The 25,817-nt window shown below is 70.4% G+C and carries 19 protein-coding genes; 9 read left to right on the top strand and 10 right to left on the bottom strand.

What is annotated here, in order from left to right:
* Positions 1 to 2: 2 nt before the first annotated feature.
* Together ACWIHT_RS16135 and ACWIHT_RS16130 are read right to left on the bottom strand one after the other, a co-directional pair.
* The gene (locus ACWIHT_RS16135; RefSeq protein WP_456168577.1) at positions 3 to 1,463 is read right to left on the bottom strand and encodes a glycoside hydrolase family 76 protein; all 1,461 of its coding nucleotides are present in this window, start codon (positions 1,461 to 1,463) and stop codon (positions 3 to 5) included.
* Between the two features lie 33 nt (positions 1,464 to 1,496).
* Positions 1,497 to 3,110, bottom strand: a complete 1,614-nt coding sequence (locus tag ACWIHT_RS16130) for a glycoside hydrolase family 27 protein (protein WP_456168575.1) — start codon at positions 3,108 to 3,110, stop codon at positions 1,497 to 1,499.
* A 300-nt stretch (positions 3,111 to 3,410) separates the two neighbouring features.
* On the opposite strand from ACWIHT_RS16130, the gene ACWIHT_RS16125 reads away from it, so the two are divergent.
* The gene (locus ACWIHT_RS16125; RefSeq protein WP_456168573.1) at positions 3,411 to 3,836 is read left to right on the top strand and encodes a hypothetical protein; all 426 of its coding nucleotides are present in this window, start codon (positions 3,411 to 3,413) and stop codon (positions 3,834 to 3,836) included.
* 46 nt (positions 3,837 to 3,882) lie between these two features.
* Here the strand turns inward: ACWIHT_RS16125 and ACWIHT_RS16120 are convergent, their stop codons facing one another.
* The 4 genes from ACWIHT_RS16120 to ACWIHT_RS16105 all read right to left on the bottom strand — a co-directional run bounded on the left by ACWIHT_RS16120 (position 3,883) and on the right by ACWIHT_RS16105 (position 8,199).
* Positions 3,883 to 4,872, bottom strand: coding sequence for a LacI family DNA-binding transcriptional regulator (locus tag ACWIHT_RS16120; protein ID WP_456168571.1), 990 nt, complete (start codon positions 4,870 to 4,872; stop codon positions 3,883 to 3,885).
* A 135-nt stretch (positions 4,873 to 5,007) separates the two neighbouring features.
* Complete coding sequence (locus ACWIHT_RS16115) at positions 5,008 to 6,306, bottom strand: ABC transporter substrate-binding protein (RefSeq protein ID WP_456168569.1); 1,299 nt, start codon at positions 6,304 to 6,306, stop codon at positions 5,008 to 5,010.
* 35 nt (positions 6,307 to 6,341) lie between these two features.
* Complete coding sequence (locus ACWIHT_RS16110) at positions 6,342 to 7,253, bottom strand: carbohydrate ABC transporter permease (RefSeq protein WP_456168567.1); 912 nt, start codon at positions 7,251 to 7,253, stop codon at positions 6,342 to 6,344.
* Positions 7,237 to 8,199, bottom strand: coding sequence for a carbohydrate ABC transporter permease (locus ACWIHT_RS16105; protein ID WP_456168565.1), 963 nt, complete (start codon positions 8,197 to 8,199; stop codon positions 7,237 to 7,239). Before ACWIHT_RS16105 ends, ACWIHT_RS16110 begins: the two co-directional genes overlap by 17 nt.
* Positions 8,200 to 8,427: 228 nt before the next feature.
* On the opposite strand from ACWIHT_RS16105, the gene ACWIHT_RS16100 reads away from it, so the two are divergent.
* Entirely contained in the window at positions 8,428 to 9,771 is a 1,344-nt protein-coding gene (locus tag ACWIHT_RS16100; RefSeq protein WP_456168563.1) for a glycoside hydrolase family 125 protein, read from the top strand.
* A 21-nt stretch (positions 9,772 to 9,792) separates the two neighbouring features.
* Here the strand turns inward: ACWIHT_RS16100 and ACWIHT_RS16095 are convergent, their stop codons facing one another.
* Entirely contained in the window at positions 9,793 to 10,194 is a 402-nt protein-coding gene (locus ACWIHT_RS16095) for a hypothetical protein (RefSeq protein WP_456168561.1), read from the bottom strand.
* A gap of 234 nt (positions 10,195 to 10,428) precedes the next feature.
* Between ACWIHT_RS16095 and ACWIHT_RS16090 the strand changes: the two genes are divergently transcribed.
* The gene (locus ACWIHT_RS16090; protein WP_456168559.1) at positions 10,429 to 10,995 is read left to right on the top strand and encodes a dihydrofolate reductase family protein; all 567 of its coding nucleotides are present in this window, start codon (positions 10,429 to 10,431) and stop codon (positions 10,993 to 10,995) included.
* A 12-nt stretch (positions 10,996 to 11,007) separates the two neighbouring features.
* Here the strand turns inward: ACWIHT_RS16090 and ACWIHT_RS16085 are convergent, their stop codons facing one another.
* On the bottom strand, positions 11,008 to 12,648 hold the full coding sequence (locus tag ACWIHT_RS16085) for a glycosyl hydrolase family 28 protein (RefSeq protein ID WP_456168557.1): 1,641 nt from the start codon (positions 12,646 to 12,648) through the stop codon (positions 11,008 to 11,010).
* Positions 12,649 to 12,894: 246 nt separating this feature from the next.
* Between ACWIHT_RS16085 and ACWIHT_RS16080 the strand changes: the two genes are divergently transcribed.
* From ACWIHT_RS16080 to ACWIHT_RS16055, 6 genes are all read left to right on the top strand, one after another.
* Positions 12,895 to 14,430, top strand: coding sequence for an acyl-CoA carboxylase subunit beta (locus ACWIHT_RS16080; protein WP_456168845.1), 1,536 nt, complete (start codon positions 12,895 to 12,897; stop codon positions 14,428 to 14,430).
* 68 nt (positions 14,431 to 14,498) lie between these two features.
* Positions 14,499 to 16,241 (top strand): fatty acyl-AMP ligase, encoded by a 1,743-nt coding sequence (locus tag ACWIHT_RS16075; protein WP_456168555.1) that lies wholly within the window; start codon positions 14,499 to 14,501, stop codon positions 16,239 to 16,241.
* Complete coding sequence (locus ACWIHT_RS16070) at positions 16,238 to 20,242, top strand: acyltransferase domain-containing protein (protein ID WP_456168553.1); 4,005 nt, start codon at positions 16,238 to 16,240, stop codon at positions 20,240 to 20,242. Before ACWIHT_RS16075 ends, ACWIHT_RS16070 begins: the two co-directional genes overlap by 4 nt.
* Before the next feature lie 113 nt (positions 20,243 to 20,355).
* Positions 20,356 to 21,279, top strand: coding sequence for an alpha/beta hydrolase (locus tag ACWIHT_RS16065; RefSeq protein ID WP_456168843.1), 924 nt, complete (start codon positions 20,356 to 20,358; stop codon positions 21,277 to 21,279).
* A 122-nt stretch (positions 21,280 to 21,401) separates the two neighbouring features.
* The gene (locus ACWIHT_RS16060; RefSeq protein WP_456168550.1) at positions 21,402 to 22,655 is read left to right on the top strand and encodes a PucR family transcriptional regulator; all 1,254 of its coding nucleotides are present in this window, start codon (positions 21,402 to 21,404) and stop codon (positions 22,653 to 22,655) included.
* 95 nt (positions 22,656 to 22,750) lie between these two features.
* Positions 22,751 to 23,392 (top strand): cutinase family protein, encoded by a 642-nt coding sequence (locus tag ACWIHT_RS16055; protein WP_456168548.1) that lies wholly within the window; start codon positions 22,751 to 22,753, stop codon positions 23,390 to 23,392.
* 56 nt (positions 23,393 to 23,448) lie between these two features.
* Here the strand turns inward: ACWIHT_RS16055 and ACWIHT_RS16050 are convergent, their stop codons facing one another.
* Together ACWIHT_RS16050 and ACWIHT_RS16045 are read right to left on the bottom strand one after the other, a co-directional pair.
* Positions 23,449 to 25,188 carry a hypothetical protein gene (locus ACWIHT_RS16050; protein WP_456168546.1) on the bottom strand — a complete coding sequence of 580 codons (1,740 nt, stop codon included), beginning with the start codon at positions 25,186 to 25,188 and terminating at the stop codon, positions 23,449 to 23,451.
* A 113-nt stretch (positions 25,189 to 25,301) separates the two neighbouring features.
* Positions 25,302 to 25,736, bottom strand: a complete 435-nt coding sequence (locus ACWIHT_RS16045) for an OsmC family protein (protein WP_456168544.1) — start codon at positions 25,734 to 25,736, stop codon at positions 25,302 to 25,304.
* Between the last annotated feature and the right edge of the window lie 81 nt (positions 25,737 to 25,817).

Below are 25,817 nucleotides of genomic sequence, written 5' to 3'. Positions count from 1 at the left end.
CGTCAGTTCGCCGCGTTCATCAGGTCGAGCGCGCTCTGTTGCCGGGCCGCGTCGGTGGAGTCCAGCGGCCCGGCCCAGTGCAGCCCGTACGCGTCGAGGGCGTTGCGGTCGTTCGCGTGGGCGGTGGTGGCCTGCCGCGCGATGTACGACGTGTAAGGGCGGTCGGACAGCCGGGAGTTGAAGGCGCTCAGCCCCCGGATGTACGCCCCCTTGAACGACGGCCCGTCACCACCGCACCCGCTCGCCTCGCACGGCTCCCGCAGAATCCCACCGGAGTTGAGGGCCGCCGACGTGGTCGACGCGTCACCGATCTGACGGCCGGTGGTGAGCAGTCCGGAGTCACCGGTCGCCCGGTACAGCTCCGACAGCCCGCCGAGCAGCACACCTTGGTTGTACGACCACGTCGTGTCGCCGTTGTTGCCGCAGGTCGCCAGGTTGATGCCGTCGTTGACCAGGTGGGAGCCGTTGATCATGCCGGTGCCCTTGAACCACGACCACTCCGCGTTGGCGCGCCCGAGGTACGTCGTGTCGCCCGCGACGCGGTTGTGCAGGGCCGCGTTCAGCTCCAGGTAGAGGGAGTTGGCGATCGCGTTCTTGTAGGTCTTCGCGGTGCTCCACCACACCCCGCCGCCACAGGTGGAGTCCCAGTAGCGGGCCATGTAATCGGCGTCCGCGCGGGCGGTGTCGAGGTAGCGGGAGTCGCCGGTGAGGTCGTACGCGTCGACCCACGCCAGTCCCCACCAGCCGGTGTCGTCGATGTAGTCGTTGGTGAAGTTGCCGCCCTGGGCGGCGAGGTTGCGGTCGTAGGTGTTGGCGATGGCGTACTTGTAGCTGCCCATCCCGGTGACGCGGATGTTGTCGACGAGGGCGGTCAGCGCGTTGGCGGAGTTCCACCAGCCGGTGGTGTCGAAGAGTCCGGTGCCCAGGTTGTAGGACTGCATCAGCGCGGTGGCGGCGGCCGTTGCGCGGCTGCCCGCGTTCCAGGTCGTCCGGGCCCACTGTGTGCAGGCGATCTCGGCCCGGTCTCCGGCCTTGCCGCAGGCGCGCAGGGCGCCGACGCCGAGGGCGTTCCAGTCGTCGACGTTGTACATCAGGGTGCGCCAACCGCCTTGCCCCGCAGGGATGGTGGTGTCGCCGAGTTTGCTGCCCGAGCTCCAGGTGCGGCCGCCGTCGAAGGAGCGGTCGAGCCAGACCTCGTCGCCGGGGCTGCCGTTGGTGACCGAGGCCCAGCCCATCGCGTCGGTGTCGTCGAAGTGCAGGGTGAGGGTGCGGGAGTAGATGGTCGCCGACACGGGCTGTCGGTCCCCCGGGGACAGGGCGGGGTCGCGGGCGTCGCAGTACTTGTTGCAGATCGTGGCCTCGGTGGCGGCGGTCGCGACGCCGGTGGAGACCGGCACGAACAGGGCCAGGGCGGCGATCAGTCCGGTCCCGACTCGCTTGACGCGTCCAGCTGTTGAGTTCATACCGGCTCCGTGGGTGTGGGGGGATGCGGGTGGTCAGCCCAGGCGCCACTGCTGGTTGGCGCCGCCGTTGCAGGACCAGAGTTCCAGCGCGGTGCCGTTGACGTTGCCCGCGGGCTGGTCGCCTCCGGTGACGTCGAGGCAGAGGCCCGACTGGGTGCCGGTGACGGTGCCGTTGGGGTTGAGGCTCCACTTCTGGTTGGCGCCGCCGTTGCAGGTGTAGAGCTGCACCTTGGTCCCGTTGCCGGTCTGGTTGTTGTAGGCGTCCAGGCACTGGGTGCCGCCGTAGAGCCGGAGTTCACCGGCTGCGGTGATGGTCACGGCCTGGTTGGTGCCGCCGCCGCAGTCCCAGATCTCGATCTTGGTGCCGGGGGTGGTCTCGCCGTTGTAGGCGTCGAGGCAGCGGTTGGAGGAGGCGCCGACGAGGGGGTGGGTGGTGCCGACGCTGGTGCCGCTGCCCGCGGAGACCCGGTACATCACCGAGCCGTGGCCGGGGACGCTCGCCGAGATGGTGCCGGTGGTGGAGCTGATCACGTGCGACCAGAGGTTGTTGAGCTTGTACGAGGACGCCGAGGGGAGGCCCGCCGCCGTCGCGGAGGTGGTGATGGTGGCGGCGGAGGAGTTCTCGTTGAAGAGGACCACTGAGACGTCGCCGTTGGCGAGGGGCTTGGAAAGGACGTGCAGGCCACCGGAGTTGGAGATCTCGGTGCCCTGTTTGCCCAGGGAGTCCTGGTCGACGGCGATGACGTCCTTGTCGCCGTAGAGGGAGAGGGTGGCGGCGGTGGCCTTGCGCAGGTCGGTGCCCGCGATCAGGGGTGCGGCCATCTCCGACCAGAGGCTGAAGTGGGTGCGGTCCTCGGTGAACGACATGCCGTTGCCGACTTCGAGCATGTCGGGGTCGTTCCAGGCGCCCGGCTTGGCGTAGGCGGCGAGTTTCACGTTGGCCTTGTAAATGGACACCACGGTCGAGAAGTTGACGTTGATGTCGTCGGTCGTGCGCCAGCTGTTGCCGACGCCCGCGCCCCAGGTCCACACGTCGGCGAGGCCCCAGTTGCAGAGGCTGTAGACGATCGGGCGGCCGGTGTTGGCGAGGGCGTCGCGCATCGCGGTGTAGCGCTGCTGGTCGGGCACGTTCTGGTGGTTGCAGTTGTCGTACTTGAGGTAGTCCACGCCCCAGGCGGCGAAGCTGTTGGCGTCCGTCTGCTCGTGGCCGAGGCTGCCGGGGTACCCGGCGCAGGTGGCGGTGCCGGCGCTCTCGTAGATGCCGAGCTTGAGGCCCTTGCTGTGGACGTAGGCGGCGGTGCCGCTGATGCCGTTCGGGAACTTGACGGGATCGGGGACGAGTTGGCCCGCCGCGTTGCGGGCCGAGGCCATCCAGCAGTCGTCGATGTTGACGTACTGGTACCCGGCGTCCTTCAGCCCGGAGGAGACGAGGTAGTCGGCGGTCTGCTCGACGAGCTGCTCCGTGACGTTGCAGCCGAAGGCGTTCCAGTCGTTCCAGCCCATCGGGGGCGTCCTCGCGAGCCCGTTGTCGAGGGCTCGGGCGGGCGGTGCGGCGCGCAGCACCAGCAGGGCCGGGACGAGGGCCAGCAGCAGCGCCATGGTGAGGGCGGCGCTCAGGCGTCTCTTGAACGGTGCCGGAACGGTCATGTCGAGGTCTCCTGCTTCGCCGTGGGGGGCTGCACGAACTCACCGTTGGAAACGTAACCATCGCGAGGGTTCCACCAGCCACCTCCGGCCGTCAATGGTCCGGACCACAATGCCCCGGGAGTGAACTGCCCGTGCCGTCAGAGGCGTTGACGGCCTCCTGAGTCAATTGCAAAGCCGGAACTGTCCCGACGGGCGGCGGCACAGGCGCACTATGGATTGAAGGCTCGGGCGCCGGGAATCCTCACAACCGCGCAATCGGCTGCCGCAGCCACTGACCCGTAGCGCGCTAGGAGGCTGGGCATGGGCTCCGTCATCGTTGGTGTCATCGGGACGTTGCTGGGAGTCTTCGTCGGCGGGGCCCTCCAGTTGCAACAGGCGGCGCGCGCACGTAGGTGGCGGCACGAGGACTCGCTCAGCGACACAAAACGCGTCGCCTATACCGAATACCTGAGGTCGATCAGTGCAAGCTACGCCCAGGCGACAGCCGGTCGAAGGGACCGCTCTGAAGACGCGAGACTGCGTGCTGCCACGGCGGAAATCACGATCCTTGCCGGGAGTGAGGTGTTCGAACCGGTCAGAGACCTCACCGACGCCATCTTGGGTGTGCACTCCCGCATAGCCGAGAACGCCGGCGTGACGGAGGGCGAGGTTGCCGAGGTCGATCGGCGCCGCCACCTGCTCATAGAGCTCTTCAAGTCAGATCTGGGTATCGGAACTCGCGCCTAGACCTTCCAGGCGTCGACCACCACGACCCCGCGATGCTGTACCGACGTTACGGGTGCCCGATCTCTCCCGTACCCCGTGCGATCAACTCCACCGGGAGGACGGCGCGTTGGGAGGGGGAGTCGTCGCCGTCGATGCGGTCCAGCAGGATGTGGGCGGCCCTGCGGCCGAGTTCCTCGGTGTCGGAGGTGACGACGGTGACCGGGGTGGGCAGCATGTCGGCGAGCTTGAAGTCGTCGAACCCCACTACCGCCACGGAGACTTGGAGTTCACGGCAGGCGCGCAGCACGCCCTCGGTGAGGAAGCCGGTGGTGGAGAAGACCGCGGTGGGCGGGTTCGCGGAGGTGAGCAGGGTGCGGGTGGCGGCCTCGGCCTCCTCGGTGGTGCCCGCGCGCAGGGTGACGACCAGGTCGTTGTCGGGCTCGATGCCGCTGCGGCGCAGCGCCTTGCGGTAGCCGCGCAGCCGGCGGCCGGTGCTGTAGTAGGAGGGCGCGACGAGGATCGCGATCCGGCGGTGGCCCTGGTCGACGAGGTGCTGGGTGGCCTTGCGTCCGCCCTCCTCGTTGTCGACGAGGACGACATCGGCCTCGGCGCCGGTGGCCGGGCGGTCGACGAAGACGATGGGCACGTGGTCGTGGCCGTTGATCTCGTTGAGGAACGCGTGGTCGCCCTGGTCGGGGACGATGATGAGCCCGGCGACCCGGCGTCCGATCAGCTCGCCCACGGCCCGGCGCTCCACCTCCGGGTCCTCGTCGGCGGTGCTCAACAGGACCGCGTAGCCAGCCTCGTTGGCGACTTCGACGGCGGCCTTGGCGAGGGAGGCGTAGAACGGGTTGGTGAGGTCGCCGAGCAGCAGGCCGATGGTCATCGAGTTCTGGCCGGGGCGCAGGGAGCGCGCGATCTCGTTGCGCTGGTAGCCGATGGCCGTGATCGCCGCGTTCACGCGCTCGGCCGTCTCCTCGCGGACCGTGCCGATGCCGTTGACGACGCGGGAGACGGTGACGACGGCGACTCCGGCCCGCTCCGCGACGTCGCGCATCGTGGGCCTGGTGTTCTGGCTGTGCGGGGGACGACTTCTCACGTGAGTTGAAGACCAACCTTCCATCGCGTACCGGGGGCCGGGACCGCTCCCAGGATACGTTTCGGGCCCCGGCCCGCCGCTCGGCCCGCGGCCCTAACCGTTGCTCTTGATCACATCGTTGATCTTGCCGGTCATCGTCTGGAGGTCGGACAACGGCTTCTTGCCGTTGAGGATGTCCAGCCAGTAGGCGGTGATCAAGTCGTTCGACTGGCTTGCCCACTGGGTGGTGAAGCGGACGCCGATGGTGGTCGGGGTGTTCAGGCCCGCCTCGACGGTGGACTCGACGGTCGTCAGACCGGCCTTGTCGAGGGCGCCGTAGTAGGCGCTCTGCGCCGAGAGATAGGCCGGGGCCGCGACCGGGGAGTCGGGCAGCACCTTGGTCCACACGGTGGAATCGAGGTACTTGAGGACCTTGAAGGTGGCGTCCGCGTTCTGGGTGTACGACGGGGTGCAGATGCCCACCGCGTCGTACAGGGTGGCGGGCTTCGTCTGCTGGGGAAGCGGTGCGAAGCCGTACTTGATCTTCGGCTTGTCGGTAAGGAAGCCAGCCGCCAGCCACTGGCCGCTCCACAGCATCGGGATCTGTCCGGCGGCGAACAGCGCCTGCTGGTTGCTGATGTCGTAGCCGGGCGGCGCGACGGCCCCGCTCTTGATCCCCGCCGCGACCTTGCGGACGCCGTCGGTGTACGTCGTGTCGATGGTCGTCTTGGTGGGGTGGTGGACGTCGTCGGCGAACGGCGCACCGCCCGCGGACAGTGAGTATGTGCTGAGGGAGAACGGGCCGTCCGTGGACGTCAACGCATCGGCTACGAGGCCGTACTTGGCGCCCTTCGCGTGCAGTTTCGCGGCGTCGGCGAACATCTGGTCCCAGGTCCAGCCCGCGGCGGGAAGGGTGAGGCCGGCGGCCTTGAAGGCGTCGACGTCGTACCAGATGCCGTAGGTGTTGAGCAGGGAAGGAACACCGCCGATCTTGCCGTCGGCGGTCTTCCAGTTCTTCATGGTGGAGGAGACGAAGCTGCTCGCACCGAAGTCGGTGGAGCCGGAGAGCCGGGAGGCCCAGTCGGTGAGCAGGCCCTGGCTGGTGTACTGCTGCTCGGTGTCGTTGCCGCACCAGAACAGGTCGGGGAGCTTCTTGGCCTGGGTGAGGGCGGCGAGTTTGTCGCTGTAGTTGCCGTTGGGGGTGTCGACGCGCTTGACCGTGATGTTCGGGTCGTGGAAGCCGGTGAGGGCCTGGTCGATGGCCTTGTTGGTGGTGGCGGACTCCCAGGTCATGAGGGTCACCGTCACCTTGCCGTCCGACTGCTTCCCGGACGAGCCGCCGCAGGCCGCCGTCGCGAGCAGTCCCCCCGCCGTAAGCAACGCTCCGGCGAGACGGGTCCGTCGTTTCATCATGGCCTCCTGGTGACTGGGTCGGAACTGGGCGCGGTTCAGCGCTGGTTGACGGTGCCCAGGGCGCTCAGGCCCTGGATGAAGTAGCGCTGGGCGACGAAGAACACGGCCAGTGGGGGGAGCATGTAGAGCAGGTTGGTGGCCATGTAGAGGTTCCAGTCCGGGGTCTGACCGGCGAACTGGGTGACGAAGGAGGCCATGCCGACGCTCAGCGGCCACTTCTGGGACGAATACAGGTAGATCAATGGGTTGAGGTAGTCGTTCCAGGACATCTGGAAGGCCAGGATTGACATCGTTATCCAGGCGGGCTTCGTGATCGGCAGCATCACACTGAAGAAGATCCGGACGTGCCCCGCGCCGTCGACCTTGGCGGCCTCGTCGATGGAGTGCGGGATCGACAGGAAGTACTGGCGGGCCAGGAAGATGAAGAGCGGGTTGCCGCCCAGGAAGGCCGGGACGATCAGCGGCAGCCAGGTGTCGTACCAGCCGATGTCCTTGAAGAGCTGGAACAGCGGGATGATGCCGATCACCGGGGGCAGCAGCATGCTGCCGACGAAGACGTAGAACCACACCTTGCGGCCGGGGAAGCGCAGCCGGGCCAGGGCGTAGCCCGCCATCATCGAGGTCATCACGCCGCCGATCACCGAAAGGCCGGTGATGACAAGGGAGTTGAGTAGCAGGCGCGGGAAGTGGATGACCTTCGGGCCGTCGATGAAGTTCTTGAAGTGGAACTCGTGGGGCAGGAGCCGGGGCGGGACTTCGAAGACCGCCGAGGGGCCCTTGAGCGCGACGGTGAGCATCCAGAGGATGGGCACGATCATCACCGAGCTGATCAGCAGCGCGACGGCGTACCAGGATGCCGTGCGTACACCACTGCCGCGCGGCTTGGCCGGGGCGGCCGCCTTCGGCTCCGTCGTCGGCGCCCTCGTGACGTCAGGAGACGTGGTCACTGTAGGTCCAAATCGACGAGAAGCGGGCGGTGGCGGCGATCACGACGACGATCACGAGGAACAGCACCCACACCTGGGCTGAGGCGTAGCCGAACTGGGAGACCTGGCCGAGCCGGGGGAAGCCGTTGTTGTAGATCGACAGCATCAGGGTCCTGGTGCTGAAGCCGGGTCCGCCCTGGTTGTCCGGCGAGAGGATCTTCGGCTGGTTGAACGCCTGGAGGGCCGTCACCATCTGCATGACGACCTGGAGCAGCATGATCGGGCTGATCAGCGGCAGGGTGATGCGGAAGAACACCGTGCGAGGCCCCGCGCCGTCGAGTCTTGCCGCCTCGTACAGCTCGGTGGGGACCGCCTGGAGCGCGGCGAGGAAGATGATCATCGTGGAGCCGACGCTCCACAGCATGACGATCACGATCGACGGCATCGCCGAGTCCGAGCCGGACAGCCACTCACTCGTGGGCAGGTGGAGCCAGTTCAACACCTGGTTGGCCAGGCCGACTTGGGGGTTGAACACGAACTTCCAGAGCGTGATCGTGGCGACCACGGGCAGCACGACCGGCAGATAGCACAGGGTGCGCAGCAGGCTGACGCCGCGCATCCGCTGGTTGCAGAACACCGCCAGGGCCAGCCCGATGGCCAGCGACAGCGGCACGTACAGGACGACGAGCAGCAGGGTGGCGCGCACCGAGGGCCAGAAGGACGGGTCGGTGGTGAACATCCGCCGGAAGTTGTCGAGGCCGATGAACTTCGGGTCCGACAGGCCGTTGTAGCTGGTCAGCGCGAAATAGGCGGAGCGGAACAGCGGGTAGACGACGAACGCCGTGAAGCCGATGAGCGCCGGGGCCAGGAACACGTACGCGGCCAGGGTGTCCGAGGACCGCCTGCGCCGCCGTCGCCAGGGGCGTCCGAAGCGCCCCGGGCTCCCCCGGTCGGGCGGTCGGTCCACGGGTGGTGCGGTGGTTCTCGTCTCTTGGTGCGGAGCGGCTGTCACACGCGCTCACCTTCTTCCTCCGAGGAGTTGACGAAGACCCGGACCGGGCCGACCCGACCGTCTGGTGGTCGCCGACCGCCGCAAGGTAACGTTTCCATTCCCTGGCGATCACACCGTGGCGCACGCCACATGAGGGAGTCAAGAGGCGCGATGGTAACGTTTCCCGGGTCAACATCCGGAACAGTGTGGGCAGTTCCGGAGTCGCTGAGCACGCTCGGGCGGCGGCTGGCGGGTGAGTTGCGGGGCGGTCCGGCGGCGGACATCGTCGAGCGGTGCCTGACCAACACCTGGACGACGTCGATGAGTTGGGGCACTCCGTCGGCGTACGGCCCGGAGGTGTTCGTCAAGACCGGTGACATCCCGGCGATGTGGCTGCGGGACAGCACGGCACAGGTCCGCCCCTACCTGGCGGTGGCCAGGTACCCGGAGGTCGGCGACGTCCTGGCCGCGGTCTCACGCAGACAGATCCGCTGCGTGCTCCTGGACCCGTACGCCAACGCCTTCAACGACGGCCCGACCGGCACGCACGGCGAACCCCGCGACCGACCCACTCCGGGCGACTGGATCTGGGAGCGCAAGTACGAACTCGACTCGCTCTGCGCGCCGTTGCAGCTGGCGTACGCGATCCGGCGGGCGACCGGCCGGGAGGACCATCTCGACGAGGCGTTCCACCGCGCGGCCTGGACGATCGTCCGGCTGTGGCGGGCGGAGCAGTCCCACGGGCGGGATTCGCCCTACGGGTTCGTCCGCCCGTCCGGCCCGTTCGCCGGTGACAGCCTGCCGCTCAACGGCCGTGGTGCGCCGGTGGGTTGGACCGGCATGACGTGGTCGGGCTTCCGGCCGAGCGACGACGCGTGCGTGCACGGCTATCTGGTACCGGCCAACGCGCTGGCGTCGGCGAGTCTCCACGGGCTGGCGGAACTGGCGGCAGCGGTCTTCGACGACACCGAACTCGCCCATGAGGCTTGGCGGTTGGCGGACGAGATCGACACCGGGATCCTGGCGCACGCGGTGACCGAGGTCGACGGGGGCTCCGTCCTCGCGTACGAAGTGGACGGCCTGGGGGCGGCACTGCTCGGCGACGACGCGAACCTGCCGAGTCTGCTGAGCCTTCCACTGAGCGGCTGGTGCGGACCGGAGGACCCGCTCTACCTGGCGACTCGGAACTTCGCGCTCTCCGAAGCCAACCCTTCGTACTTCAGCGGTAGTTACGCCGCTGGAATCGGCAGCACGCACACACCGGACCGGCATGTCTGGCCGCTGGCGATCGCCACGGCGGGCCTCACCGGGGACGAGGGCGAGGCGGCTCGGGCTCTGGAGATGCTTGCGGCCACGACCGCCGGTACGGGCCTGATGCACGAGAGCTTTCATGTCGACGCCCCCGGCCGCTTCACCCGGGAGTGGTTCGGCTGGGCCAACGCGATGTTCTGCGAGCTTGCCCTTGAGGTGTGCGGGGTGGGGGTGCGGCAGCTGTTTCCGGTGCATCCGCGGGCGTTGCCGGGGGCTCGGGGGCTCCTGTCTCCCTAGACCCGTCTCACCGGACCCGTCTCACTGGACCCGCGAAGGCATCGAACGGTCGCGTCGCAGCAGGTCGGCGACTCGGCCCAGCCACCCTCTGCGGGGCTGGTTGTCCCTGTCCATCAAGAAGCGCGCAGTCCGCAGCGGGTCACGCGGGGGCCGGCCCGTTTGGTGGCGGTGCCAGTAGACGGCCACCCTCCGCTCCAGATCGTCCAGGTCGACGCTGCCGGTCCTGGACACGACGACCGGCCCCTCCGGCCCTTCGGGGGCCGTGAGCGTCAGCACGCCGCCGTCCGGTGAGTACGCCGCCGTGTACTCACCCTCGTCTACGTCGATCGCCTCGATCCAGTCCGCGGCGCGCGTGAGGGTCTCGAAGACGAGCAGGCCCTCGTCGCGATCGAAGACGAGCACCGTGTCGGAAGGCAGTTCCATACCGATCACTGTGGCAGCCCCGCTCGTCGCGCTGCCACCGAAATGAACGGCGTCTTGGCCGAGGCAGCGTGTCGATCCGCGGATCCCCCGTTCGACGGGTAGGTGGAGGCGCGGTCCGCGAGGCGGAATCCGGACGGGTCGCGGCTCTGTGATCAGCACGTACTGTCCATGCGTCGACGAGAGGTTCGGGTTGCCGACCGTATGGCCGGTCGCCGGACGCCCCGAGGAGAGATCATGCAGATCCGCGCCCGTATGAGCATGAGTGCCGACGGCTATGTGACGACGCCGAACGGGTGGCCCGCCCAGACCGCCGATCCCGCGTTCGTCTCCGGCGAGAGCCACGGGATCCGGGAGTTCCTCGAAGGCTGCGAGACGGCGCTGATGGGCCGCACCACCTTCGAGCCCGCGCTCGCCAACAACCGCTGGCCGTGGCCGGACCTCGACGTGTTCGTACTCGGCTCGCGCCGTCCGGACGGCACCCCCGACCACGTCGTCACCGACAGCGACCCGGTGCGGCTGCTGGCGAAGCTCCGCTCGGCCAACCGGGGCGGCGACGTCCACCTCATCGGGGGCCCGCGAACGATCGGGACGTTCCACGCCCTCGGTGCGCTGGACACCCTCGAACTGGTCGTACTGCCCATGCTGTTCGGCGGTGGGATGCGACTGACGCCCCTGCTCAGTCCCGACACCGGGCTGGTCTTCCAACGTGAGCGTGCCCTCCCCGGTGGTTCGGTGGAGATCGTCTACTCGTGCAAGGGCAGTCGCGCCGAACTGCCCGGCAAGCCTGCCAGCCAACGCTGATCCCGGTCGGCCTCACGGTGTGATCGTCAGGCCGTCGTAGTCCGACAGGTTGGTGAGGTTCAGTTGGGTCGGGGTCGTTGCCCCGGTCGTGGTTCCCGGCATCACTATGTGGCTCAGGGTGACGTCTGAAATGGGCGCGCCCGGGAGGCCGTTGACGCGGGCGGCGGTCGTACCGGCGTCGCGGACACGGACGTTGGAGATCGTGACGCCGGTGACCGGGCCGATGCCCGCCGTGCTGCCGGTCATCATCGCGAGCCAGGTCCGGTTGCCGTCGTTGCTGAAGCTGAGCCGTTCGATGTCGATGTCGTCGAACGTGAGGTCGGTCACGGCGGCCGTGCCGTACTTGTGGTGGACGCCGATGCCCACGGCCGCGTCGTAGACGACGACGTGCTGGAAGGTGACCTTGTGCTGCGGCTCGTAGACGCCCTGGCCGACCTTGACCCCGTAGCAATAGGTCCAGGAGACAAGGTCGTTGAAGGTGACGTCGTCGAGAAGGCGGGGGGTGCCGGGGACCGTGTTGTAGATGTCGGCTCCGGCCGGCCAGGTCTTGGTGCTGAAGGGGTCGTCGAGGCCGATGCCGATGGCGTGGTCGACGGTGACGTTCGTGGACTCCATGACGTCGATGCCGTCGTTCTCGCCCATGTCGAACCTGTTGAACAGTTTGATGTTCCGGAAGGCCAGGTCCGAGGAGCGCAGCGGGATGACCGCCCAACTGCTGGACTCCCGGAAGGTGATGCCGTCGACGGTGAAGCCGCTCGTGTAGACGGGGGCGAGGAGGTTCACGCCGAGGTTGGCGGGCGCGAGCGCGGCCTGGCCGTCGCCGTCGATGATGCCGCGGCCGTAGATCTTGATGTTCGTCGAGGAGTACCGGGTGGAGATGAACCAAGTGAGGTCCCGGACTTGGGAGTTCTTGTGTCCGTTCACCGCGTAGTGGGCGGCCTCGCCCGTGTAGCGGAGGACCGCGCCGGGTGCGAGGTAGAGCGCGAGGTTGCTGCGCAGGTAGAGGTTGCCGAGGGTGTAGACGCCGGCCGGGACGTACACGGTGCCCTGGGTGCCGTTCGTGGAGCCGTACGCGGCCGCGTCGTCGAGGGCGGTCTGGAAGGCCGTCGTGGTGTAGGCGCCGGTGTTCGGCTGGGCCGAGTAGGGCGCGCTCCGCACGTTGAAGATGCCGGTTCCCGCGGTTGCCGGGCGGTTCGTCTCGGCCGGGTCTGCGGCGATGACCAGGTTGGGGCGGCCGTCGAGCTTGACGATCAGGTACTCGTCGTTCTGGACAGTGAAGGTGAGGGTCGGGCCGCTGACGGTCCCGGTGATGCCGAGTTTCTGCGGGCTGATGCTGTAGGCGCCGATGGCGGTGTTGTTGAGCTTGGTGACCGAGAGGGTGGCGGTGCCGGTCCCGAGGGCGAGTTGGGCGATGTCGTAGCCGGTGTACTTGGTGACGGGGACGGAGGTTGCGTTGACGGTCAACTTGTAGTCGGTGGACGCCGGGTAGATGGACGGGACCGGGTACGCGGTCACCGACCCCGCCGCGGCCTGGGCGGGGTGTGGGGTTCCCAGCAGTGCCGCCGCGCCCAGCAGGAGTGCGGTGAGTACGAGGGCCAGGCGGCGGCGGAAGGGGCTTTCGGCTCCGGCGATCGGCGTCAGTGGTGATCTCATCCGGTGTCCTCCCGAAGGGCAACGTTTCCATTGCCATGACAGCACAGTGGTCTGGACCACGGAACCCCCCAGCCCCTGCCGCCCCCTCGCCGATCCGTTGTCACCTCAGGACGAACCTCCGTCGCCCAGGACTCAACTCCCGCAAACAGAACGGCGATCCTCCGGTCCGTCGCCGAATCGCTGCCATATTCGAGAACCACTTCGGAGGTGGCTGTGACGCTAGAGGCGACGACATCCCTGACGGCAGTGACACCCGCGGCGGACCGAACCGCCGGACGCATCGCCGACCTGCAAGAGCGACGGGCGCGGGCGGTGGTCACGGGCGCGCCGAGAAGACACGGGGCGCTCGGTGCGCGGGAGCGGATCCAACGGCTGCTGGACACGGGCTCGTTCGCCGAGACCGGTGTGTTCGTGCGGGCGAGAGCGGTGGGGGACGGTGCCCAACGGCCGTACGGAGATGGGGTCGTCACGGGCTACGGCACGGTCGACGGACGGCCGGTCTGTGTGTTCGCGCAGGACTCCACGGTCTTCGGCGGCAGCATGGGCGAGGCCTTCGGCGAGAAGACCGTGGCGCTCATGGACCTCGCCCTGAAGACCGGGTGCCCGGTCGTGGGGCTCAACGACTCCGGTGGCGCCCGCATCCAGGAGGGCGTCAACTCCCTCGCCCTGTACGCCGAGTTGGTGCGGCGGAATGTGAAGGCGTCCGGGGTGATCCCGCAGATCTCCGTCGTCCTGGGCCCGTGTGCGGGCGGTGCCGCCTACTCCCCCGCGATCACCGACTTCACCGTGATGGTGGACGGCGCCTCGCACATGTTCGTCACCGGCCCCGACGTCATCGAGGCGGTGACCGGCGAACGCACCACCGCCGAGGAGCTGGGCGGCGCCCGCACCAGCAACTCCGTGAACGGCAACGCCCACTTCCTCGCCGCCGACGAGGAGGACGCGCTCGACACCGTACGCGACCTGCTGTCGTACCTTCCCGCCAACAACCTGGAGAAGCCCCCGGAGTACGCGCCGGGTGCCGTCGCCGCCGGGGATCCACTCGACGAGGTCGTGCCGGACCGGCTCGGTCACGCCTACGACATGCGGGACATCCTGCGCGCGGTCGTCGACGACGGTGAACTCCTCTACGTCCAGGAGCTGTTCGCGCCGAACATCATCTGTGCGCTGGCCCGGGTCGAGGGGGCGAGCGTCGGGGTCGTCGCCAACCAGCCGCTGCGCTCGGCCGGGGTCCTCGACATCGACGCCTCGGAGAAGGCCGCGCGGTTCGTGCGGTTCTGCGACGCGTTCGGCATCCCGCTGCTGACCTTCGCCGACGTCCCCGGTTATCTCTCCGGCGTGTGCCAGGAGCGGGGCGGCATCATCCGGCGCGGCGCCAAACTCCTCTACGCGTACGCCGAGGCGACCGTCCCCAAGGTCACCGTGGTGGTGCGCAAGGCGTACGGCGGCGGCTACGCGGTGATGGGCTCCAAGCACCTCGGCGCCGACCTCAACCTCGCGTGGCCGACGGCACGGATCGCCGTCATGGGCGCGGAGGGTGCCGTGGGAGTGCTCCACCGGCGTGAACTCGCCGCGGCCGACGACCCGGAGGCGCTGCGGGCCGAGCTGGTCGCCACCTACGAGGCCACGCACGGGACCCCGTACCTCGCCGCCGAACGCGGATACGTCGACGACGTCATCACGCCGCGCGACACCCGCGTCCACGTGAGCCGGGCCCTGCGCGCGCTGCGCGGGAAGCGCGCCCCCATGCCGGAGCGGCGGCACGGCAACATCCCGCTCTGACCGCCGAGTTCACCCCCCGCACACCACTCCCCCGCCACTCTCCCTGCTGTTCGTGAGGAGCCCGTCCGATGGACAGTCGCCGCCCGCCGCTCGCGCCCGCGTACCGGACCCTGCCCGAGTACGTGCGGCACTGGGCCGAACTCACCCCGCACCGCCGGGCGTTCACCTTCGTCGACCATCCCACCCCCAACTCCCGTGGCGTACACCGCACGTTGACGTGGCAGCGGCTCGATCTGCGGGTACGGGCGCTGGCCGCCCGGCTCACCGAGCGGGCCGAACCCGGGGCGCGGGTCGCCCTGTTGTGCCCGCAGGGGACGGAGTACATCACCGGGTTCCTGGCGGCACTGGCCGCGCGGATGGTCGCCGTACCGCTGTATCCGCCCGGTCTGCCGGGGCAGGGCGACCGGCTCGTCGGGGTGTTGGGAGACGCGCGCCCCGCGGTCGTGGTGACCACCGGCCGGGTCCTGGCCGAGGTGACGGACTTCTGCGAGCGCGCGGCGGTGCCGGTCCTCGCGGCGGACCGGGTGCCCGACACCGCCGCCCTCAACTGGCGCGCGCCGGAACCGGATTCGGACGCGACCGCCTATCTCCAGTACACCTCCGGGTCGACCCGGGCCCCGGCGGGCGTGGAGATCACCCACGCCAACGTCGTCGCCAACGCCCGCCAGGCGCTCGCCGCCTACGGCGCCGACGCGCACCCGGTGACCTGCGTGGGCTGGCTGCCGCTCTACCACGACATGGGGCTCGTACTGAGCGTGGCGGCCCCCGTCGTACGCGGGGTGCCGTCGGTCCTCATGGACCCGGCCGCGTTCCTGCACGAACCGGCGCGCTGGCTAAGGCTGTTGGCCGCGCATCCGCGCGCGCTGAGTGCCGCGCCGAACTTCGCCTACGACTACTGCGCCTCCACCGTCACCGAGGCGCAGAAGGAGGGGCTGCGGCTGGACGGGGTCGCCGCGCTGATCAACGGCAGCGAACCCGTCCGGCCCGGCACCGCCGACCGTTTCAACACGGCTTTCGCCGCACAGGGGTTGGCGGCGGAGACGCACTGTCCGTCGTACGGGCTCGCCGAGGCCACCGTGTTCGTCAGTGCCGCCCGGCCCGGCCGGCCGCTCGGCCGGTTCGCCCTCGACCGGGACGCCCTCGCCACCGGGAAGGCGCTGCCCGCGCGGCCCGAGGATCCGCGTGCCGTGCTGCTCGCGGGGTGCGGAACTCCGGTGGGGCAGCGGGTGCGCATAGTCGATCCGGTCGCCCACGCCCTGCTGGCCGAGGGGGAGGTCGGGGAGATCTGGGTGCAGGGCGCCAATGTGGGGCGCGGCTACTGGAACAACTCCGCGGGGACCCGGCGGGTGTTCGGCGCCTCGCTCGGCGGGGACGCGCCGGGCGGCTGGCTGCGCACCGGTGACCTCGGGACCGTCCTGGACGGGCAGTTGATCGTCACCGGCCGGCTCAAGGACCTCATCGTCGTCGACGGCCGCAACCACTATCCGCAGGACGTCGAGGCCACCGCGCAGGACGCGCATCAGGCCGTACGACGGGACCGGCTCGCCGCGTTCGGGGTGCCGGGCGGCGCGGGCGAGCGGGTGGTGGTCGTCGCCGAGCACACGCGCACCACCAGCCTCGCCGACCTCGACGTACCGGCCCTGACGCGTGCCGTGCGCGCGGCCGTCTCCGCGCGGCACGGGCTGCGACTCGCCGATGTCGTCCTGGTCGCCCCCGGCACCGTGCCCCGCACCTCCAGCGGCAAGGTGTCACGCGCCCTGACCCGCGCCCGGTACCTGGAGGGCGACTACGCGACGGAGAGCGCGGGATGACGGCCGTCGACGGGAGCGGGACGGGGGAACGGACGACGGCCGCCGACGAGAACGCGCTGCGGCTGCGGATCGTGGAGCGGGTGGCCGAGTGGCACGGCACGCCGACGCATGACGTGGCGACGGACCGGCCGCTGGCCGAACTCGGCCTGTCCTCGCGGGAAGCGGTCGTGCTGGCGGGCGAGTTGTCGCTGCTGACGGGGCACGACCTGCCGGCGACGCTGCTGTGGGAGGCGCCGACGGTGGACGCGCTGGTGGCGCGGGTGTGCGGCACGGACCTCCGGCCTTCCCCGCTCGGCGTTCCCGCACCTGCCGTGCGGGCAGCGCCGGGCGAGCCCGTCGCGGTCATCGGGGTCGGTTGCCGACTGCCGGGCGGAGTGCACGGCCCGGACGACTACTGGCAGTTGCTGATCGACGGCGTCGACGCGATCAGGCGCGTCCCCGAGGACCGATGGGGCGACTTCACGCCGTTCCCGCCCGCCGAAACACCCTTGTACGGCGGCTACTTGGACGACATCGCCGGGTTCGACGCCGACTTCTTCCGGATCACCCCGCGCGAGGCCGCGGTGATGGACCCCCAGCAGCGGATCCTCCTGGAGGTCGTCCGCGAGACGCTCGACCACGCCGCCGTCCCGGCCACGGCCCTCGCGGGCACGGCCACCGGTATCTACGTCGGTGTCTCGGCGCCGGAGTACGGCCGCCTCACCGGCGCCGACGCGCACGCCGTCGACCCCTGGGCCCCGGCGGGCGCGGCACTCAGCGTGACGGCGGGCCGACTGGCGTACGTCCTGGACACCCACGGTCCCAACATGGCGGTGGACACGGCCTGTTCGTCCTCCCTGGTCGCCCTGCACCAGGCCTGTATGAGCTTGCGCGAGGGCGAGACCGACACGGCGATCGCCGCCGGGGTCAACGTCCTGCTCTCGCCCGCCGTCGGTGTCGCCTTCGCCCGGGCGGGGGCGCTCGCGCCGGACGGCCGCTGCAAGCCGTTCGCCACGACGGCCGACGGCATCGGGCGCGGCGAGGGCTGCGCGGCGGTGCTGCTGAAACGGCTGTCCGACGCGGAGCGCGACGGTGACCGCGTCCTCGCGGTGATCCGCGCCACCGCCGTCAACTCCGACGGCCGCTCGGGCGGCCTGCTGGCCCCCAACCCGGCCGCGCAGCAAGCCCTGTTGGCCACGGCGTACGGGCGGGCCGGACTCGCCCCGGCCCACGTGGACTACGTGGAGGCGCACGGCACCGGTACCCCGCTGGGCGACCCGATCGAGGCGGGCGCGCTCGGCGCGGTGCTGGGCGCGGGCCGTGACCGTGAACAGCCCCTGCTGCTCGGCTCGGTGAAGGGCAACCTCGGCCATCTGGAGTGCGCGGCCGGTCTCGCCGGCCTGGTGAAGACGGTCCTCGCCCTCCACCACGACCTCGTCCCGCCGTCGCTGCACGGCACCTCGCTCCCCGACCCACGGCTGCGCCTGGTCACCGAGCCCGAACCCTGGCCCCGCTACGGCGGCACGGCCACCGCAGGTGTCTCGGGTTTCGGCTTCGGCGGCACCAACGCGCATGCGGTGGTGGAGGAATGGCGGCCTCCCGCTGAGAGGACCGGGGATTCGTCGGAGCCCGCCGCCCGCCTCCATCTCCTCTCCGACCTCGACACCGAGCGGGTCCGCGACACCGCCGCCCGGCTCGCCGCATGGCTGCGCACGCCCACGGGGAGCGCGGCCCGGCCCGCCGATGTGGCTCGCACGCTCGCGGGACGCACCGGGCGCGGACCGGTCCGCGCCGCCGTTGTCGCCCGCGACGGACGCGAACTGGCCGACGCACTGGGCGCGTTGGCGCAGGGCACCTCGGACCCGCGGGTGGTCACCGGCGACCGCGACCGGGTGGGACGCGGCGGTCCGGTGTGGGTGTTCTCCGGATACGGCAGTCAGTGGACCGGCATGGGACGCCAACTCCTGCTGGAGGAACCCGCCTTCGCCGCCGCCGTGGAGAAACTCGACGCCCAGCTCGCCGACGTCTTCGGCTTCTCGCTCCGCGAACACCTGGCCTCCGCCGGACCGCTCGACCGGCTCGACGTGTCCCAACCCGTCGTCTTCGGCACCCAGTTGGCACTCGCCGAGCTGTGGCGGTCCTACGGCGTCGAACCCGCCGCCGTGATCGGTCACTCTCTGGGCGAGGTGGCCGCCGCGGTGTGCGCGGACGCGCTGGACGTGGTGGACGCGGCGCGGGTGGTCGCCGTACGGGCCCGGTTGCTCGGTGGGCTGCGCGGGGGCGCGATGGCCGTGGTGGACCTGGAGGACGATGAACTCGCCGACCTGGAGCGGGAGTTCCCCGGTGTCCAGGTCGCCGTGCACTCCTCGCCCCGGCAGAAGGTCGTCACCGGTGACGAGGTGGCGGTCGCCCGGCTGGTGCGCCGACTGGAGAAGCGGGGGCGTGCCGCCCGGGCCATGCGGGTTGTCGGCGCCGGACATTCGCCCCAGGTGGACCCACTGTTACCGGAGCTGGTCGAGTCCCTCGCGGACCTCCGGGGCCGGTCGCCGCGTGTCCCCGTCTACTCCACCGTCCTGGACGACCCGCGTGGCGCCAGCGAGTTCGGCGCCGAGCACTGGGCCGCCAACCTGCGTCGGCCCGTGCGACTTGACCGGGCCCTCGCGGCTGCCGCGGCGGACGGTCGTACCGCGTTCGTCGAGATCTCGCCGCATCCGGTCCTGGCCCGGGCCATCACCGACACCGTGCCCGGCGCGCTCACCGTGGGCACACTGCGCCGCGACGCGGCCGGATCCGCCGCGTTTCTCGGGGAGTTGGGCGCCTTGTACACGGCGGGGCTGTCCCTGCCGGTGCCGACAGGCCGGGTCCTCGACCTTCCGCTGCCGCGCTGGCGACACGTCCGGTACTGGTGGACGGACGGGCGGGAACGTGTAACCGCTGATCGGTCGCCGGGACCCGCAACTGTCGTGGAGTCTCCACCCGCTTCGGTGGCCGCCCGCGTCGGTCACCACATCGCCGCCGTCACCGGCCATCCCACGGCCCGCATCACCCCCACCACCGCGTTGGCCGACCTCGGCCTGGATTCCCTGCTGGCCGTCCGCATCCGTACCGCACTGGACCGCGAGTTCGGGATCGAGCTACAGCTGCGCGACCTGTTCGAGGCCACGACGATCGACGAAGTGGCCGACCGAATACGGCAGTTGACCGATGACCCGGCCCCGCTCCGCACGCTGCACAGCGGCGGCACGCACGCCCCGCTCTTCCTCTTCCACGCCGCCGGTGGCACCACCGACGTCTATCGCGCACTCGCCCAACACCTGGGCGACGAACGGCCGGTGCACGGTCTCGACCGGATCGAGGACGCCCGTACGGTGTTGGAGAAGGCGCGGCGTTACACCGAGCAGATCACAGCTCTTCATCCCAACGGACCGTGTGTGCTGGGTGGTTGGTCCTTCGGCGGGTTCCTCGCCCAGGAGACGGCACGCCTCCTCGTCGCCTCAGGGCGGGACGTCGAACTCGTCGCGCTCATCGATTCCGTACGCCCTCTCCACCGGCCCGGCCGTGTCCGCGCCCATCTCACCGGCTTCGCCCGGCACGTCGCCGACACGTACGGCGTCCAACTGTCCTTGCCCTATGACGAGTTGGTGGCCATGGACGACGACCGCGCACGCATCGAGGCCGTACTGCGCACCCTGCGCGGGGCCGTGCGGGTGCCGTCCGCCGCGCTGGAGCACCAGCGTGCCTCCTACCTGGATCTGAGGATCGGCGAGGCGCACCAGCCCGGCCGGTACGAGGGCCCGGTGGTGCTGTACCGGGCCACGGAACCGGCGCCGCACACCGTGCGCGACCCGGCGTACGAGCGGGACGACGACGCGCTCGGCTGGGACGAGGTGTGCCCGCGGCTGACGGTCGTACCGGTGGCGGGGCATCACCTGTCGTTGCTCGACCCGCCGCACGTCGACGAGATCGCCGCCCATCTGCGGCGGGTGCTGGCCTCGCCGGGCGGACCCACCGCACCGGCCTGAGTTCCCGCCGACCCGACCGAGGAGCCGCCATGCCGCACCACCGCCCCGCCACACCGCAGCACCCTTCCGGAATCTCCGCGCGCGCGGCCCTCCCGCAGCGCCCTGGCGACGGGATGTCCCGGCGAGCCGCCACGCGGGTCGCCGCGGCCACCGGGCTCGCCGTGCTGTTCGGTGCCACGGCCGGTGTGGGCCGGGCCCGGGCCGCGACGCAGGTCTCGGCGCGGACCTTCGACGTGTCCGTGTCCTCGCCCGCGTTGGGCCGCAGTGCGCCGGTGCGGTTGATCCTGCCGTCGGACTTCGCCGCGCAGCCCGCCCGGACGTATCCCGTGCTGTATCTGCTGCACGGGGCGCACGACGACTACACGTCCTGGACCCGGGAGACGGACATAGAGGCCTTCACCGAGGGGCGCGAGCTGATTGTCGCGATGCCGGACGCGGGGCCTACCGGTATCCCCAGCGTCTGGCGTGACGGGCCGGACTACGAGACGTTCCAACTCCTGGAGGTTCCGGCGCTGTTGGCCCGTGACTACCGGGCGTCCGGTGTGCGGGCGGTCGCCGGGGTGTCCACCGGGGGCTACGGCGCGATGGCGCACGCGGCCCGCCACCCGGGCGCGTTCACCGCCGCCGCGTCCTACAGCGGCATCCTCGACACCACGGCACCCGGAGTGCCCTCCCTGGTGGACGCCATCGTGGCCCGCGAGAGCCTGTCGCCCCTCACGCTGTGGGGCAACCCCCTGTTGAACGGGCTGACTTGGCGGGCCTTCAATCCGCGCGCCCAGGCCGGCGGGCTGCGCGACACACCGCTGTACGTGTCCAACGGCAGTGGTCTGGCCGGGGGTTCGGGCGACTGGCTGCCCGAGGCGCTGGAGAGTCTGCTGTGGCCGTCGGCTCACAGTTTCACCGGTGTGCTCGCGCTGCTCGGCATTCCGGTCACCACCCACTTCTATCCGGGCGGAGGGCACAGCTGGGCCTACTGGAAAGGGGAGTTCACCGCCTCGTGGCCGATGCTCGCCGCCGCGCTGGGGCTGCCGGAGTGATGTCGGTGCAGCCGGGGCACGGAACGGAGCGCAGGGGACGGCCGTCCAACACAGGTCGTCCCCCTCGTTCCACGGGCAACAGTCCGTGGGCGAGCCGCCTCCGGGGGAAAGGAGTGTCCGTCGTGGCCGTCCCCACCCCGCGCGGAGTACCCGTCGATCCCACCAGCGCCTCGGTCCCGCCCGAACTGGCCGAGCTGCTGCGCGCCCAACTGCCGCGTGTGGCCGACGAGGTGGAGGAGGAGGTCCGCAGACAGGTGCCCGAGTACGGGCTGCCGTCAGGTGCCATCTACCGCGAGAATCTCCGCGCCGGTGTGGTGCAGGCGCTCACCCTGTTCGTCGACCACATCGCGGACCCGCGCGACCAGCGGTCCACGATGGCCACGACGTACTACGAGATCGGGCGCGGTGTGGCGCTGGACGGCCGCAGCCTGGACGCGGTGCAGTCCGCGTTACGGGTCGGCGGGTTGCACGCCTGGCGGCTGATGGGGCGGACGGCGGAGGAACTCGGCCTGGACTCCCAAGTCGTGGCCGCCCTCGGTGAGTTGGCGTTCCGGACCGTGCACGAGGTCGCCGAGGCCGCCGCCGCCGGTTACGCGGACGCGCGGTCCGGCAGCGCGGACGAGCTGGAGCGGCGGCGCCGACGGCTGCTCGATCTGCTGCTGGGCGACGGGCCGGTGTCCCCGGAGGAGGTGCGGGACCTGGCGCACGGTGCGCGGTGGCGGGTGCCTTCGCGAGTCGCCGTCATCGCGCTGGCGGGACCCGCTGATCCGCGTACGGAGGACCGGCCGCCGGCGATGCCCGGCGCCCTGGCCGACATGGAGTCACGGCCTCCGCGCGTGCTGGTTCCGGACCCGGAGGGCTACGGCCGGTTCGGCGGGCGGTCGTTCGTGCTCGGCCTGGGCGGCCGTCCGGCGGCGATCGGTCCTACGGTCCCGGTGTCGGAGGCCGGGAGGTCGTTGCGCTGGGCCACGCGGGCGCTGGGGCTGATGGGGCGCGGGGTGCTGCCCCGGCAGGGCGTGGTGCTGTGCGCCGATCATCTGTCGACGCTGCTGCTGCACGGCGACGAGCCGCTGCTCGCGCAGTTGGAGGCCCGGGTCCTGGCACCGCTCGACGCGGCGTCCGAGGGCCAACGCGCCCGGCTGGCCGAGACGTTGCTGGCCTGGCTGCTCAGCGGCAGCAACGTCCCCGATGTCGCCGCGCGGCTCCACATCCACCCGCAGACGGTCCGCTACCGCCTGCGGCAGCTGGAGAAGCTCTTCGGCGAGTCCCTGCACGACCCGGGCACCCGGCTGGATCTGATTCTCGCGCTGCGTTCGGCGGCGTCGCGGGAGAGCGAGCGCGACTCACGCGCCGACAAAAACAGGGACGGTTTCTGAATTCCCGTCCATAACACCCGGTGAAACAACGCGAATACCTTCGAGGTGTCCTTTCCACAGGCGCTTAGAACGCGCCCCACCCTCAAAGGATTCTCATGCGTATTCGCTTGTGCCTGGCCGCGCTCTCGCTGCTCGGCGGAGCCGGTCTCGCCACCCTCACCGCGCCCACGGCGTCGGCCGCCACCTGTGCGGACCTCGACGTCGTGGCCGCTCGCGGCACCTTCGAGCCGGGGACTCTCGGTCTGATCGTCGGCGACCCGGTGTACTCCGCGCTCCAGCAGAAAATCACCGGAAAAACCCTCTCCAGCTATGCGGTGAACTATCCCGCCGACCTTTCCCTGACGTCCGCCGCGACGGGGAATCTCGATGTGGTGAACCACGTCAACGCGCAGGCTGCGGCCTGTCCGAATCAGCGTTTCATTCTCGTCGGATATTCGCAGGGCGCGAATGTCGTCGACAACTCCATGGGGATCAGCAGCGACGGCGCGGTGGTCGGCGCTCCGATCGTGGCGACGATCCCGGCGGCGGTCGAGCCGAAGGTGGCCGCGGTGCTGCTGTTCGGCAACCCGATCCGCGCCCTCGGCAAGAGCGTCACCGGCACCTACCAGAGCCGCACCATCGACTTCTGTGCCACGGGTGACCCCATCTGCCAGAACGGCGGGACGGACGTACTGGCCCACCTCGGTTACACCTCCGACGCCGGTGCGGCGGCGACGTTCGCGGCGGGCAAGCTCTGAGCCACAACAGCACCGCGGGGCCCGGGAGTTGATCCTCCCGGGCCCCTGTCCGTGTGCTACTTGGGCGCTGCGGCGAATCCCGCGAGGCTGCTGGAGACGATCTCGGGCCGGCCGTTGTTCTGCACGGGCGCCGCCGTCAGGACGTCCAAGTGCTGGTATCCGGGGGCGATCACCGGGTGCAGGCCGGTCGGGATGCGGCCCGCGAGGAGTCCGTCGCCCGCGAGCACGGTGAGCGTCGGGTTGGCCGTCAACCCGCCTGGATGGACCACGAGTTGCTTGACCTGCGGTGAGGTGGCCAGCTCGATGTCGGTGACCAGCTTGGTCGGGAAGTACTGCTCGGTGAAGTCCAGCGGCTGCTCCCCCATGCTGCGGGCCAGCTCGTGGATGTCGGTGACCTCCTTGGAGGCGTTGGTGAAGGGGGTGCCGTCGGCCGACCGGTACCCGGGGTCGTCGGCGGCGCCGACCCGGTCGTAGTTCCGCCAGGTGTAGAGCGGACCGTGCGGCTGCGCCGGAATCGCCTTGTACTCGACGCCGAACAGCTGCGACTGGTCCGAACTCCCGTTGGCGGCGGGGAAGTTCTTGTCGGTGAGCGGTCCGCCGTCGAAGAGGCCCACGCTGCTCTGGAGGAACGCCAGCGGTTCGGAGTTGTCGTCCATGAGCGCCCCGAGCACGGCGTCGTTGGTGAGCCGGAAGTCCTTCACGGCGGGTGAGCCGGTGAGGAAGGTGGCGGTGTCCTTGGAGAACAGGAACCGGTTCGTGGCCTCGATGTTGACGCTGGCGGGGAGGTTGGCGGGCAGGTCCGACTCGCCGTCCGGGGCGCGTACGGCGCCCAGGCCCGCGATGGCGAGCAGGGTCATGGTCTCGGGGTTGAGCAGCACCGGCGCGGACAGGGAGCGGGACAGCAGCCCGCTGTCGAGCCCCGCCTGTACGACGGCGTAACCGAGCCCGATGTCGGGCAGGTCGGTGTCGTCGGGGATGCTGCCGCTCAGGTCACCGAGCGAGGTGGAGATCGTGGTGTCGAGGGCGAAGTAGCCGGCGCACTGGTCCTGTCCGGCGTCGGCCAGGGTGGCGGGGTCGCCGTCGAAGTCGGCCGCCGCGAAGTACCCGGTGATCACCCCGCCGAGCGAGTGCCCGCCGCACAGCACCTTGCTCTTGCGCAGGCTCTGGTCGGGCAACTCGGCGACGAGCAGGTCGTATTCGTCCCGCACGGTCTGCTCGATGCCGAGCTTCGCCATCCAGCCGAGCTTGTCGTTGCCGACGAACCCGGCGAAGGTCCGGCCGTCGACGGCCTTGCCTCGGTAGTAGTAGTCGACGGCCGTGTGCTGGTCGCCGGAGGCGATACCGGTGGGATCCTCAAGGCAGTTGGAGCGCCGGTCCAGGGCCCAGAACTCGAAGTGCCGTCCCTGGGCGGCGGCTTGGGCGACCGTGTCGCGGGCGACGCTGTCGAACGCTCCGGCCCCTTCGAGGATGCCGGGCTGGGCCACGAGGATCCGGTCGGCGTCGGCCGAGGCGCGCGGTCCGTCGGCGGAGCGGTAGCGCAGATACGACAGCCAGTCGCACGCCGCCGGGCGGGCGCCGAACGACTGCGGTAACGGCACTTTCACCCGCACCACCGACTCGACCACCCCGTCGGCGGGATGTGTCGACGCGACCGGGGTCTCGGTGCGCGCGCTCTCGCCCTGGGCCTGCGGGGCGGCGGCGGTGAGCGTGCCCGCGGTCACCAGTACCGCCAGCGCGGCACCGCGCCACGTCCTTGCCCTTGCCCTTGTCCGTCCTGTGCTGCGACTCGTCTTCATGGCCGGACCGTAGGCCGCTCGCGCCCCAGGGATCAGGCGGTGCTCACAAGAACGCAGCGCCCGGCGAACCGCTTGTCACCGGCCCGCAGAGAACGGGGGGCCTTCCGTGTCCGTCAGGCGTCCTTGATCGTCGCGGTGACGGGCGTGCCGGTCTCCACCGTGCGGCTGACCGTGCACAGCCGGTCGTGGGAGACGGTGACCGCCCGGGGCAGGATGGCGCGGGCCCGGTCCCCCGCCTCGCCCTCCGGGAAGGTCACGGCGAAGGTGACCGCGAGGTCGGTCATCCGGTTGCCCAGGTCGTCGCTGACCTTGTTGCCGGTCACGGTGACGGTGAAGCCGTCCGGCTCCGCGTGCCGGGTGGTGGCCACGTCGACGTCGGCCGCGGTGCAGCCCCCGATCGCGGCGAGCAGCAGTTCGACGGGGGTGAACTCGGTGCCGCCACCGTTCGCGGTGCCGAACTCGACGGTGCCGCCACGGGCGTTGGTGGCGGTGAACCGGCCGGGGCCGGTGCGGTCGACGGTGACGAGGCGCTGTGGGTTGTCGCTCATGGTGGCGATCCTCCCAGAGAAGCGGATCACCCGGCGGGGGACGTCGGGCCGTACAGGACGCGGACGACGGACACAGAACAG

The organism is Streptomyces sp. NPDC002276, from assembly GCF_053891435.1.
Note: the sequence above shows the minus strand (reverse complement) of the source record. Positions and strands in the feature narration are given on the sequence as shown.

What these genes read in the sequence shown, in the direction of transcription:
- ACWIHT_RS16075 (WP_456168555.1), top strand. Translation starts at nt 14,499, where the DNA reads ATGGACAGTCGCCGCCCGCCGCTCGCGCCCGCGTACCGGACCCTGCCC.
- ACWIHT_RS16085 (WP_456168557.1), bottom strand. Translation starts at nt 12,648, where the DNA reads ATGAGATCACCACTGACGCCGATCGCCGGAGCCGAAAGCCCCTTCCGC.
- ACWIHT_RS16120 (WP_456168571.1), bottom strand. Translation starts at nt 4,872, where the DNA reads ATGCGCGACGTCGCGGAGCGGGCCGGAGTCGCCGTCGTCACCGTCTCC.
- ACWIHT_RS16115 (WP_456168569.1), bottom strand. Translation starts at nt 6,306, where the DNA reads ATGATGAAACGACGGACCCGTCTCGCCGGAGCGTTGCTTACGGCGGGG.
- ACWIHT_RS16130 (WP_456168575.1), bottom strand. Translation starts at nt 3,110, where the DNA reads ATGACCGTTCCGGCACCGTTCAAGAGACGCCTGAGCGCCGCCCTCACC.
- ACWIHT_RS16135 (WP_456168577.1), bottom strand. Translation starts at nt 1,463, where the DNA reads ATGAACTCAACAGCTGGACGCGTCAAGCGAGTCGGGACCGGACTGATC.
- ACWIHT_RS16065 (WP_456168843.1), top strand. Translation starts at nt 20,356, where the DNA reads ATGTCCCGGCGAGCCGCCACGCGGGTCGCCGCGGCCACCGGGCTCGCC.
- ACWIHT_RS16070 (WP_456168553.1), top strand. Translation starts at nt 16,238, where the DNA reads ATGACGGCCGTCGACGGGAGCGGGACGGGGGAACGGACGACGGCCGCC.
- ACWIHT_RS16050 (WP_456168546.1), bottom strand. Translation starts at nt 25,188, where the DNA reads ATGAAGACGAGTCGCAGCACAGGACGGACAAGGGCAAGGGCAAGGACG.
- ACWIHT_RS16045 (WP_456168544.1), bottom strand. Translation starts at nt 25,736, where the DNA reads ATGAGCGACAACCCACAGCGCCTCGTCACCGTCGACCGCACCGGCCCC.
- ACWIHT_RS16090 (WP_456168559.1), top strand. Translation starts at nt 10,429, where the DNA reads ATGCAGATCCGCGCCCGTATGAGCATGAGTGCCGACGGCTATGTGACG.
- ACWIHT_RS16055 (WP_456168548.1), top strand. Translation starts at nt 22,751, where the DNA reads ATGCGTATTCGCTTGTGCCTGGCCGCGCTCTCGCTGCTCGGCGGAGCC.
- ACWIHT_RS16095 (WP_456168561.1), bottom strand. Translation starts at nt 10,194, where the DNA reads ATGGAACTGCCTTCCGACACGGTGCTCGTCTTCGATCGCGACGAGGGC.
- ACWIHT_RS16125 (WP_456168573.1), top strand. Translation starts at nt 3,411, where the DNA reads ATGGGCTCCGTCATCGTTGGTGTCATCGGGACGTTGCTGGGAGTCTTC.